This window comes from Terribacillus saccharophilus (assembly GCF_000725365.1).
Taxonomy (GTDB): Bacteria; Bacillota; Bacilli; order Bacillales; family Amphibacillaceae; genus Terribacillus; species Terribacillus saccharophilus.
Genome location: NZ_CP008876.1, coordinates 2,656,731 through 2,669,180, shown reverse-complemented (window position 1 = coordinate 2,669,180; position 12,450 = coordinate 2,656,731). Strand labels below are relative to the sequence as shown.

The window sequence follows — 12,450 nt, the reverse complement described above, 5'->3', positions numbered from 1 at the left end:
GGCACATGATGAGATGAAGGAGGAACCCGCTTGACAGACTTGACAATGGCCCATTGGATGTATCTGGCAGGAACACTTTTAATTATTTTAACGATGCTTTTTCGACAAAATGTGCTGGTTCCATCATTATTGATGACTTTCTTAGTGGGTTGGATGTACACGGGGACGCTTGTAGAAGGACTGCAAGCAACCTTCAGCGCAAGTCTCACAGCTGCTTCAGAGCTATTTAATATCTTCTTAATTATTACCGTTATGACCGCTCTGCTGCAGTCTTTAAAAGCATTGCAGGCTGATGAGCGGATGATTCGCCCTTTTGGTTATATAATGACTAACGGCCATACTTCCTTTTGGGTATTGGCATTCATTACGTACTGTATTTCCCTATTCTTTTGGCCTACACCTGCAGTGCCGCTCGTAGGTGCAATTCTGCTCCCTGTTGCTATCAAAGCCGGTCTGCCGCCACTAGCCACTGGTGTGGCAATGGCAATTGCCGGCCAAGGTATGGCGCTTTCTTCTGACTATATTATTAAGATTGCGCCGATGCTGAGTGCAACAGCCGCTGGTGTAGAAACTGCTGAAGTGGCAGACAAAGCGCTTATATTATCGCTTATTACCGGTATCACAGCCTTGCTACTAGCATACTTCCGTATTCGAAAGAAAATCTCTTCTCCTTCCATTATGCACCTGGAAAGATGGAACGATAACGAAGCGTCTAGTGACGCTCACTCTGGTAAAAAACCTAAATTCAGTATTTTGTTTGCGATTCTGGTGCCCGCAGCCTTTCTTGTTGTCGTTATCTACATGGCTTATACGGCCTTTAGCAATACCGCTTCTCTTGAGGGTGGGGCTGGTGCTGCTTTAATCGGAGGTACCGCGATTCTGCTTATGATTGCAGCAGCGATCGCTTACAGTTGGAAACAGTCCTTGCATAATGTGAGTGACCACTTGGTAGATGGCTTTACCTTTGCTTTTCGGGCAATGGGGCCGGTTATTCCGATTGCAGGATTCTTCTTTTTAGGAAGCGGAGAAATATCTGCCAGGATATTCGGTCTGGAAGATGCCGCTGGGGCTCCTTCCTTTCTTTTTGATTTAGTAGAGGCTGGTCAGAATTATATTCCAGAGAATCCAATTTTCGCTGGATTTGGTTTGCTGATAGTCGGTATGGTAACTGGGCTGGATGGTTCAGGCTTTTCCGGACTCCCTCTCGTCGGAGCCCTTTCAGGTGCCCTAGCACCTGCTGTCGGTATGGATGCTTCTACGCTTGCTGCAATTGGGCAAATGGGAGCTGTTTGGGTTGGCGGCGGCACGCTGATTGCCTGGTCCTCTATAGTAGCGATTGCTGGATTTGCACGAGTGCCGGTGATGGAATTAGTAAGGCAGTGTTTTATCCCAGTCGTTATCGGACTTTTACTTTCTACCACCATCGGAATTTGGTTATTGTAAGAGATACAGAGACTTTAGACATGAATGTTTTACCCAAATCAAAAACCGTACTAAGTGAGATCTTCTTTATGAAGATTTAAGTACGGTTTTTCTATTACAATGTTTGTATGATTTTATAGATTTCTCTCATCATCGACTTGGTAGGATAACGGTACATCACAATCATTTATGCAGAGCTTGTTTCAGCTGAGCAGCCCCTTCTGCCACAGCTTGATACGCTTCTTCTACTTCAGCTGTAAAACCCGCAAAGCCATGAATCAGCCCATCGTAATTTTTCACGAATACATCGACACCCACCTGCTTTAAACGTTCAGCATACGCCAGTGCTTCGTCCCGCAGCGGATCATATTGAGCTGTCAAAATCGCTGCAGGCGGCAATGTATGCAGAAGCTCAGAATGAACTGGTGATGCATACGGGTTAAGGCGGTCTGCTTCCGTTCGGTAATAATGACTTCGGAACCAATTCATCAAACGTTTGGTCAACAAATAGCCTTCCGCGTTTTCACGCAAAGAGGCTGGCTCTTCTCCGATATAACCTATCGATGGGTATAAAAGCAATTGGAATACAGGTTGTTGTCCGCTTCTTTCTTCTGTCAGCAGACATACAACTGTTGCCAGATTCCCGCCTGCACTATCTCCTCCGACAGCTATGTTGTCGTGTTCAATTCCTAATTGATCTGCATTGGCGGCTATCCATTGGAAGGAATCATAAGCATCTTCCACTGCTGCCGGGAATTTATGTTCTGGCGCCAGACGGTAATCTACCGAGATTACCGTACAATCTGCCAAATTGGCAATTTCGCGGCAAGTAGCATCGTGCGAATCAATGCTGCCAACCACCCAGCCGCCGCCATGAAAAAAGACAAGTGCCGGCTGCGTCTTATTTTCAGAACGATAGATACGGATTGGCAGCGTCCTATCATGTAATTCGATCTGACTGTCTTCTACTTTAGCTACTTCTTGTTTCGGTGCATCTTCCTGCATCCTCGCCTGGTTGCGAAACTGCTCAGGTGAGACCAATTCAAGCGATATCGGATGGGCGTTTACTTCTTTTAAAAATGCCTCAATTTTTGGATTCAATCCCATGCTGTTTCCCCCCTTTATATTCCTATTCAATTTTCCACTATCTTACTGCAATTTAAACATCGATGCATTGCAGCAACACCAGTCAAGGTTTACAATAAGATAATTCGAAACTGATGGGGGTACAGCATGTGAAGAAATCAACGTATATCTGGTTAGGCATCGCTTTATTCGTAGCAGCACTTAATTTACGTCCAGCAATTAATTCAATTTCTCCGCTTATTGAAATCATCCAATCTGAATTACATATGAATGCATCTAGTGCAAGCCTGCTCACTTCCATACCCGTTTTATGTATGGGTATCTTTTCGCCGGCTGCTGCCAAATTAGCCAATCGTTTTTCACTTGAATATGTGATTGGCTGGTCCTTAGCCGTTATTGGCGTTGGTACCATCATTCGCCTGTTCACACACACTTCTTTCTTCCTGCTGATTACAGCTTTCTTGGCAGGTATCGGTATTGCAGCCGCGGGCCCGCTGCTTTCAGGTTTCATAAAAAAATACTTTCCTAATAATAGTGCGGTCATGATTAGTATTTATACCGCCGCTCTGGCTGTTGGTGCTGGTATGGCTTCAGGAGGCGTAGCACCTATTCAGCATCTATTCGACTCCTGGCAAATCGCTTTGGCTGCATGGTCATTTTTAGCACTGCTTGCAATTGTCATTTGGGTCCTCGTCGTCTTGCCTCAAAAAAAGAAAGACAGGGCAATTCAAACTTTCGGCGGCGCTGAGAAACTGCCATGGAATCAATGGAATGCCTGGCTTCTCACCTTCTCTTTTGGCGGTATGGCGTTCATTTTCTATTCCTTGACTGCCTGGCTTCCTCCTATCGTAGAAAACATGGGTTACAGCAAGGTGTACGCGGCCAACTTGCTCGTCATTTTTATGATTCTGCAAGTACCAGCTAACTTGGCTGTACCTTATTTGCTGAAGAAGATTCCAAGCCGTCTGTTCTGGCTTGTCACGGCCGCCATATTCGAACTGATCGGCTTTGGAATGATTTTCTTATCCTTCCTTCCTTGGCTGGCAGCCTGCTTCATCGGGCTCGGTGCTGGCGGCTTGTTCGCAATGAATCTGCTGCTGCCAATCGATGTGACAACTACCCACCAGGCGGCCGCGTCCTGGTCGGCCATGGTGCAGGCAGTTGGTTATATCATCGGATCATTCGGCCCTATTATTCTAGGAGCTGTCAACGATATGACCGGAAGCTTTTCTTATTCTATTTTTGTATTGATAGCTGTGAATCTTTTAATGATCGTGATGCAGGTTCTCTCCGTCAAAAGGAACTTCAAACAAGAAAAAATCGCCTCCTGACCAAAATTGGATGATTAGCAGTTTGCTAGATTGGGTATCTTATTACTACAAACCCAATCACAAGGAGGATTCAAATCATGAGTTCATTAACAAAAGACGTTTTCACCACATATGCCGAGGAAAATACATTCGAGCTAGAGCCATACTTAGATCATCTGTTTGAATTGAATGAAGAAGAATCCGATAACGAATAAATAAAGAAAGAAGCAGCGGCTGCGGAACCACTGCTTCTTTTTTTATTCCCCTTTTTTCTCCTGCTGCCCTTCAAGAATCTTCTTCTGTACGAAGCGCAGGTGATCGTACATTGCTGTGTGTGCTTTGTATGCATCTCTTTCCTTCAAAGCTTCATATATACGTTTATGGTGTGCTACTGTCTTTTCTTTTTCCCTAACAATAATATGGTTATTGATTTTTGCATGATATAAAAGTAGCGAATGAATCATACCATCGAGAATCAAGTTGTTCGCACTTAAGGCAATGATCCGGTGAAATTGTTTATCTGCTTGACCGTAGTTATTATCCTTAGATTCCTCAATTTCCAGAATCGTTTCATACAGTTCTTCCAGCTGTTCGTCGGTAATCTTCTCCGTTGCAATAGTAATCAGTCCGAGCTCCAAAACGATCCTTGCCTCTATAATCGCTTGGATATTATCACTTGCCAAATTGAGCATATCGGAGAAAGGTGCTGAGCCAACCTTCAGATTGAAATATGTGCCTTCCCTTGTTTTACGTGTAATGATGCCGAGGGTCTCCAATGCACTCAAGGCTTCGCGCAAAACAGTACGGCTAACTCCAAGGATTGTGATGAATTCCGCTTCGGTCGGCAGCTTATCCCCTGGCTTCAGCTGGCCGCTCGACAGCAGATGCAAAATGCGTTCCACCACTTGCTTGGATAATGTTTTTCTGTTCACGTGCTCCACGTTCATTTGCAATGGGTCTCTCTCCATCATGTCCAACACCTTTATATGTGATAAACCTATGATACTGGGAATGGCACAAAATTACAAACGCATACAAAAGAGCCGCTCAAGGAAGAACGGCTCCACATCTATCATCGAACAAGACAAGGCTTCTTGTTGTTGAACTTCCAATCCCGAATCAAATATTGCATAGCAGCAGCATCATCACGAGCGCCAAGTCCCATGGATTTATACAGCTTATGAGCTTCCTCAACCTGTTCCATATCAATCTCGATTCCCAGACCAGGCTTATCTGGTACCGCTAGCTTTCCTCCGGTAATCTCATAAGGCTCCTTCGTCAATCGCTGCCCATCCTGCCAAATCCAATGTGTATCGATAGCTGTGATATTCCCAGGTGCTGCCGCTGCAACATGTGTGAACATAGCCAAAGATATATCAAAATGATTGTTGGAATGCGAGCCCCAGGTGAGTCCCCATTCATGGCACATCTGCGCCACACGTACGGATCCCTGCATCGTCCAGAAATGCGGATCGGCAAGCGGAATATCTACCGCCTGTGACTGGATGGCGTGCCCCATCTGACGCCAGTCCGTAGCAATCATATTCGTAGCTGTCGGCAAGCCGGTAGCTCTCCGGAATTCCGCCATAACCTCGCGTGAGGAATAGCCGTTCTCTGCCCCGCAAGGATCCTCTGCATACGCCAAGATATCATGCTTGCCTTTACAGAGACGGATTGCTTCATCCAGTGACCATGCCCCATTTGGATCAAGTGTGATACGGGCATCCGGGAATCGCTTAGCTAATGCCTCAATTGCCTGTATTTCCTCTTCACCAGCCAATACGCCTCCCTTTAATTTAAAATCTCGGAAACCATACTTTTCGTAAGTTGCCTCTGCCAGACGTACGATGGCTTCCGGTGTTAATGCTTCTTCATTACGTAAACGGAACCAATCCGATGTTGCATCAGGCTCACTCTTGTACTTCAGATCAGTCTGTCCGCGATCACCGATATAGAACAAATACCCAAGCACATCCACTTCGCTACGCTGCTGCCCTTCGCCCAGAAGTGCAGCGGCCGGAACATGCAGAAACTTACCAAGTAAGTCGATCATCGCAGCCTCTAGTGCTGTCACTGCATGGATTGTCGTACGCAAATCGAAGGTCTGTTCACCTCGACCACCTGCATCTTGATGAGCAAATTGTTGTCTAACTTGATTGAGAATTGCTTGATAAGAGGCGATTGACTCCCCGATTACAAAGGCTTTTGCCTGCTCAAGTGTCTGTCTGATTTTCTCCCCTCCAGGCACCTCCCCGACACCAACAGCTCCAGTATTGTCCTTGAGAATAACAATATTACGTGTGAAATAAGGACCGTGTGCACCGCTTAAATTAAGCAGCATGCTGTCCCGGCCAGCCACCGGAATCACTTGCATTTCCGTAACAGCTGGCACGTGATTTGATTTCTCTGCTTTTATATTTTCTGATACGTGGTTCATATTTCTATCCCCTTCCAATTATTTTGTCGGTGCTTCCAATTCCACACGCTCAATTTTTCCAACGATGAACAAATAACTTAGGATGGCAACAAGTGCGTTTGCTCCGACGAATATAAGTGCACCATTAAAAGAACCTGTCGCATTGACGATGTACCCAATGATGATCGGCGTTGTGATGGAAGCAATGTTTCCAAATGTATTGAAAAGTCCGCCGCTGACACCTGCTGTTTGCTTTGGTGATGTATCCGACACGACTGCCCACCCTAATGCTCCAAAGCCTTTTCCGAAGAAAGCAAGAGACATTATGACAACCACTAGCCACTCCGCATCCACGTAGTTACAGATGATCATACTGCAGGAAAGCAGCATACCGATGATGATCGGCGTCTTACGCGCAATGGTCAGGGACAGATTTTTCCGTAGCAGGAAGTCTGAGAACATCCCGCCAAGAATTCCTCCAAGGAAACCGCATATAGCCGGAAGGGAAGCAATGAATCCAGCCTCTAAAATAGACATACCGCGTCCTTGAACCAAATAGACAGGGAACCAAGTCAGGAAGAAGTAAGTTAGTGTCGTAATACAATACTGCGCGATATAAATACCGATCAGCATCCGCTTTTTCAATAACTGTTTAATAAATGGCCATTGAGATTGTTTCTCTTTTGTACCTGTATCTTCCTTTTTTTGATCCATATCCACGACGCCGCCACCAGCTTCTATATAATCGATTTCAGCTTGGTTCGCTTTTGGATGCTCACGCGGATTACGGATTACTTTCAGCCAAACGAATGCCAAAACGATACCGATAGCTCCCATTACATAGAAAACTGATTCCCAACCGAATCTGTATGTCAGCCATCCCATCAGCGGTGAAAAGATGACAAGTGCGAAATACTGAGCTGAGTTGAAGATAGCCGATGCTGTTCCGCGTTCATTACTAGGAAACCAGGCTGCCACGACGCGGCTGTTTCCAGGGAACGATGGTGCTTCAGCAAAACCAACAAGGAAACGGAGCGCAAACAGGACGATTATGGCTGTTCCTGCAGCAAAAAATCCGATTGCTCCTTGCAACAACGTAAATATCGACCAAATCATGATACTCATCCCGATGACAAGCTTAGATCCGAACTTATCGAGCAAAATCCCTCCAGGTATCTGACCGATTACATAAGCCCAGCCGAATGCAGAAAACACATAGCCCATGCTGACAGCATTCAATCCAAGATCTGACTGCAGTGCATCTCCCGCTATACTGATCGTTGCCCGGTCAGCGTAGTTGACAGATGTGACTAGGAATAACATAATGACGATAAACCAACGGACCTTCGTTTTTTTCATCTGTGAATTCTGCAGGTTATCTCTTACTTTATCCATATGCTTCATTCCTCCGCTCTATTGTAAGCGTTATCAATTATCGAGAAGGAAAAAGGGCTTAAGGCAGCCCTCTAACCTTTAACAAATACAGTCTTGATGCTCGTAAAGAACTCTTTAGCAGCTTCTCCTTGCTCTCTCGAGTGGGAGCTTGACTGCTTCATCCCGCCGAATGGAGCCTGAAGCTCTACCCCTGCGCTTTCTGCATTAACACGGACAAGACCTGCTTCCATATCTTCAACAAACTGCAGGAATCGACTTATGTTTTTCGTGAAAATGGATGCACTTAACCCGAATTTAACATCATTCGCCACATCTATTGCTTTTTCCTCTGAATCCACTTTTATCAGCGCGATAACAGGACCAAAAATCTCTTCCTGGGCAATCACCATATCATTAGTTACATCCTCAAAGATCGTCGGCTGGACGTAAAAGCCCTTAGCATAGTCTCCATCTGTCAGCTGCTCACCGCCGAGGATAAGCTTAGCACCTTCTTCAATACCTTTCTGGATATAATGAAGGCAGTTGTCCAGCTGAGCTTTGCTTGCAATTGGCCCAAGCCATACATCCTGCTCGAGGCTGTTACCAATCGTTATCTCTTTCGTCTTTTCAATCAGCTTATCCCGGAATGCATCATATATTGGCGCTTCTACGATGACCCTGCTTGTTGCCGTGCATTTCTGGCCGGTAGAACGGAATGCACCGCTTATTGTTGCATCCACTGCTTGTTCTATATCTGCATCAGCAGCTACAATGACTGGATTCTTCCCGCCCATCTCCAACTGATACTTGGCACCTCTCTCCAATGCGGTTAAGCCAATTCCTTTTCCGACATTATTGGATCCTGTGAACGTAATACCATTTACCTTTGGATGTTCAGCCAATCCTTTCCCGATGACAGAACCTGCACCGGTTACCAGATTGATAACTCCTTTTGGAAATCCTGCTGCTTCGAAGCACTCGATTATCTTGATTGCCGTAATAGCAGTTTCAGAAGCTGGCTTAAACACGATTGTGTTGCCGTAAATAAGTGCGGGAGCCATTTTCCAGATAGGAATCGCAACAGGGAAATTCCAAGGAGCAATAACACCGACGACTCCTAAAGGAACGCGTGTTGTATACATGAAGGCTCCAGGATCAGTCGATGGTATGACGTCACCTGTCTTCCGCATCCCTTCCGCTGCATAATACTTTAGGATGGCAATGCCGCGCTGTGTTTCGCCGCGAGCTTCCGGCAATGTTTTTCCCATCTCCTTTGTAGCAGATACAGCAATCTCTTCGGTGCGTTCCTCCAGGACTGCAGCAGCTCGATAGAGGAACTCTCCTCTGGCAGCACCCGATAAGCTACGCCATTCCTTCCGTGCTGCATGTGCTGCTTCCACAGCTGCATCCAAGTCTGCGCTTGTCGAACTCTGAATCTGACCGACAGGAGTGCTGGTATCTGCTGGATTGCTGACTGTGATATGCTCTGCCGATTCTGATTCCTGCCATTTACCATTGATAAAGTTACGGTATACATTCGTTGTTACGTTTGTAGCCATGTATTAGCTCTCCTTTATCTCTGAAATTTTCTCCCTGCGCGGGTATTTGTTCAGCGCTTTTGAAAGAATCTGTTCCATTTCTTTATAGTGCTCTTTGGTTACGGGTACAACAGGAGGACGAACATACCCTCTTGTCTGCAAGCCGATGATCTCCATTCCTGCTTTAATCAAGGAAACTGCATAGCCATTTCTCTGTTTCCGTATGCTGTTGATTGGGAGAATGACATCAGCATATAATGCATCAAGCGTATCTTGATCTCCTGCTAACAGCGCCTCGTAGTACATCCGGGAAATATGCGGGATATAATTTGAAATAGCTGATGAATAGGTCGTTATTCCGAGTGGTACGTAGGCAGGCATTGTAACCTCCGCCATTGGCATACCATTCAGGAAGTCCAGTCTTCCTTTGAATTCCTGCGTCAGACAAATGTTTAAATCCATATTTCCGACGCCATCCTTAAACCCTTTCAATTGAGGAAAAGCTGCCAACCGCCTGACTGTTTCAACCGAATAGATAGCATTATCTCTTTGATAGATAATTGCATCCAAATCTGGGGCACTCTCGAATATTTCTTTTGCATACTGGTAAAGTCCTTCCTGCTCCCCTTGTATTAGATAAGGAGGAAGAAGCAAAAATCCATCAGCACCTTTTTCTTCTGATATTGCTGCAAGTTCAACAGCAGTACGGAGATTACCGCCGACTCCTGTATAAATCGGAACCTTGCCAGCAACTGCTTCAATCGCTGTATCAATCATCACTTCATACTCTTTTCTATCCAGTGACTGAAATTCTCCTGATCCACAAGCGATGTAAATGGCATCCAGACCTTCCTCTACAAGAAAGCGGATATTCTCAAACAATGCTTGTTCATCGAGCTTTCCGGCTTCAGTAAATGGTGCCACTGGAAACCCTAGAATACCTTTGGCTATCCCTGTTGATTGTCCCATAGCGTACCTCCTAAAGTAAGCGTTATCAAATCCGTTTGTTTAATTGTATTACAAATGAACAAAAGTGCAAATATCTTTTTAGTTCGATAAAAATGCAGAAGAAAATTATACAAAAGGCAAAAATGCTCTCTAAACAAAACATCAGCAGACAAACTATAAAATACAGCATAAAAAAAAGGACCTAATCCCTATCCGTATTTCTTCAGATATTTGGTTTCATTTCTCTTCCAATCGGTTATACAACAACTAACCCCCCATATCTTAATCTGTTACAAAATGGTTCAAATGCATCCAATGAATTCGTTCATTGGATATTTTTTTGCATAAAAATAGTTCCTACATATACAAGCAGGTAAGTTTAGCTTATGAAGAAGGTAAATCTGCAGACTTTAAAGAAGATTAATGGTGAAAGGAGTGTAATTTTGAATACCACAAGAAAGCGTCTTTTTATTATCATTGTGACTATTTTAGGGTCAATGTTTATAGCAGTGCTGCTTATCTTCACTTTTATCCCAACTCATAGTGGCGTTATTATAGAGGTACAGAGTAAGAACGATATGCAAGATCATCCTTCCATTTGGGTAGTTGAAAGCTCCCCTCACGATATATTAAATAAATCAGAAAGTGAATTAACAGAAATGTATGAGCATCAAGGCACTGTGTTTGATTTACCTTCGTATATTCCCGATGCCATAATTAAGGATCTATCTCCTGGCCAGGAAGTAGAAATCTACTTCAATGGTTTAGTCGAGGCATCTGCTCCAGCAGGTGGTGAAGCTTATTGGATAACTACTAAGAATAATCAAGGGGAGAAAGAATAGTGCAGGATCTAACTACTTCAAAGGAAACAAAATAAAGGAACAAGCAATTATTAAAATGCTTGTTCCTTTTATTTGTTTCCTATCGAAAGGAAAACTTTTTTCTAAACACTGAAATCTTCTTGGATGAATCCGCCAAAGAACTTATTCGAAGGTACCTCGTAGCCTGTAACTGTACCGAACTTTCGCATCATGACAGCATTCCATGCTAGGAACCATACTCGATCCTCCTGCAATCCATCCAGCAACATCGGTGTTACTTCTACCTGGCCATCAAAGAGATGGGCACCAAGTGAAGCAAGCTTCTGTAAATCCCCTGTCAGTTCATACTCAGCCAGCATCTGACGGTAATCAAACTGACAGCTGTCAAACTTGAAATATGGTTTGAATAGCTTGTACAGCCTGCTGTCACCCGCCATTAGATATAGAACAGCAAGGCAGCCTTTATGCTGCAGCACTTCCGCATTACCGATTCCAGCACGCAAATTCTGATATTTGATTTCGTGATCCTCATCATGGAACTTGATATACATAGCCATCCCTCCTTCCAAATTAATTTGCTTATTTAGTAGTAGGAATCTTTTCCCTTTCCTTTTAAAAGACAAACAAAAAACCCCGTCTATGGACAGGGTTTTTAGATATTAGGAAGATGTATATGATCCTCCATTGATGTGGATTGCTTGACCAGTCATATAAGAAGCTTCATCGGATGCAAGCATTACATATGGCCACGCATGCTCGGAAGGCTGGCCCGGACGTCCCATCAAGCTATCCTGTCCGAACTGCTCAATCTTGTCTTCCCCGATAGTAGCCGGGATGAGCGGCGTCCAAACTGGACCTGGTGCAACAGAGTTAGCACGGATTCCTTTCTTGATAAGGCTTTGTGCAATACTGCGCGTCCAAGCCGTGATAGCACCTTTTGTCGCAGAATAGTCCATGAACATAGGGTTGCCGCGGTAAGCATTGATGGAAGACGTACTAATGATAGAATCTCCTGCTTTCATATGACGCACGGCTGCTTTCGTCAGATAGAATTGGGAGAAGAAGTTAACACGGAATACTTCTTCAAATTGTTCGGAAGAGATTTCCAGAACATCCTCTCGCACATACTGAATAGCTGCATTATTTACAAGGATATTGATTTTACCGAATTCCTCAACTGTCTTCTCGACTAAGCTGATGCAATGCTCCTCATCCTTGATGTCACCTGGCAGCAGCAAGCAGCGTTTGCCTTCCGCTTCCACAAGACGCTTCGTCTCTTCTGCATCCTCTGTTTCATCGAGATAGGAAATCGCGACATCCGCACCTTCTTTTGCATAAAGGATGGCAACAGCACGGCCAATACCGGAATCACCGCCTGTAATAAGTGCAGCTTTCCCTTCCAATCTGCCGACTCCTTTGTAATCAAGCGGCTGAAGCGGCAGTGGATCCATCTTTGCTTCAATACCCGGCTGACGGTCCTGCTGGTGAGTACTAGTTGAGCCATTCATCATATCTTTCGGTTCCATAGAAAAGTC

The 12,450-nt window shown here is 44.7% G+C and carries 11 protein-coding genes; 3 read left to right on the top strand and 8 right to left on the bottom strand.

Annotation, left to right across the window (positions count from 1 at the left end; genetic code table 11):
- The first annotated feature begins 30 nt into the window (after nt 1-30).
- Nucleotides 31-1,443 (top strand): hypothetical protein, encoded by a 1,413-nt coding sequence (locus tag GZ22_RS13380; RefSeq protein ID WP_245609672.1) that lies wholly within the window; start codon nt 31-33, stop codon nt 1,441-1,443.
- A gap of 162 nt (nt 1,444-1,605) precedes the next feature.
- Here GZ22_RS13380 and GZ22_RS13375 read toward each other — a convergent pair whose 3' ends face one another.
- On the bottom strand, nt 1,606-2,529 hold the full coding sequence (locus tag GZ22_RS13375; protein WP_038563427.1) for an alpha/beta hydrolase: 924 nt from the start codon (nt 2,527-2,529) through the stop codon (nt 1,606-1,608).
- Nucleotides 2,530-2,657: 128 nt separating this feature from the next.
- On the opposite strand from GZ22_RS13375, the gene GZ22_RS13370 reads away from it, so the two are divergent.
- Nucleotides 2,658-3,839 (top strand): MFS transporter, encoded by a 1,182-nt coding sequence (locus GZ22_RS13370; protein ID WP_051748274.1) that lies wholly within the window; start codon nt 2,658-2,660, stop codon nt 3,837-3,839.
- 236 nt (nt 3,840-4,075) lie between these two features.
- Here the strand turns inward: GZ22_RS13370 and GZ22_RS13365 are convergent, their stop codons facing one another.
- The 5 genes from GZ22_RS13365 to kdgD form a co-directional block, all read right to left on the bottom strand.
- Nucleotides 4,076-4,786, bottom strand: coding sequence for a FadR/GntR family transcriptional regulator (locus GZ22_RS13365; RefSeq protein WP_038563421.1), 711 nt, complete (start codon nt 4,784-4,786; stop codon nt 4,076-4,078).
- A gap of 104 nt (nt 4,787-4,890) precedes the next feature.
- On the bottom strand, nt 4,891-6,255 hold the full coding sequence (gene gudD / locus GZ22_RS13360) for a glucarate dehydratase (RefSeq protein ID WP_051748273.1): 1,365 nt from the start codon (nt 6,253-6,255) through the stop codon (nt 4,891-4,893).
- Nucleotides 6,256-6,273: 18 nt separating this feature from the next.
- A complete protein-coding gene (locus GZ22_RS13355) occupies nt 6,274-7,593 on the bottom strand; it encodes an MFS transporter (RefSeq protein WP_245609733.1) in 1,320 nt (439 codons plus the stop codon).
- Between the two features lie 107 nt (nt 7,594-7,700).
- Nucleotides 7,701-9,167, bottom strand: a complete 1,467-nt coding sequence (gene gucD, locus GZ22_RS13350) for an alpha-ketoglutaric semialdehyde dehydrogenase GucD (protein ID WP_038563415.1) — start codon at nt 9,165-9,167, stop codon at nt 7,701-7,703.
- Nucleotides 9,168-9,170: 3 nt separating this feature from the next.
- Complete coding sequence (gene kdgD / locus GZ22_RS13345) at nt 9,171-10,115, bottom strand: 5-dehydro-4-deoxyglucarate dehydratase (protein ID WP_038563412.1); 945 nt, start codon at nt 10,113-10,115, stop codon at nt 9,171-9,173.
- Between the two features lie 422 nt (nt 10,116-10,537).
- Here kdgD and GZ22_RS13340 point away from each other — a divergent pair, with 422 nt between their 5' ends.
- Complete coding sequence (locus GZ22_RS13340; RefSeq protein ID WP_123921908.1) at nt 10,538-10,936, top strand: DUF3221 domain-containing protein; 399 nt, start codon at nt 10,538-10,540, stop codon at nt 10,934-10,936.
- A 101-nt stretch (nt 10,937-11,037) separates the two neighbouring features.
- Here GZ22_RS13340 and GZ22_RS13335 read toward each other — a convergent pair whose 3' ends face one another.
- Together GZ22_RS13335 and GZ22_RS13330 are read right to left on the bottom strand one after the other, a co-directional pair.
- Entirely contained in the window at nt 11,038-11,466 is a 429-nt protein-coding gene (locus GZ22_RS13335; RefSeq protein ID WP_038563409.1) for a hypothetical protein, read from the bottom strand.
- Between the two features lie 108 nt (nt 11,467-11,574).
- Entirely contained in the window at nt 11,575-12,441 is an 867-nt protein-coding gene (locus tag GZ22_RS13330; RefSeq protein ID WP_051748272.1) for an SDR family oxidoreductase, read from the bottom strand.
- Nucleotides 12,442-12,450: the final 9 nt, after the last annotated feature.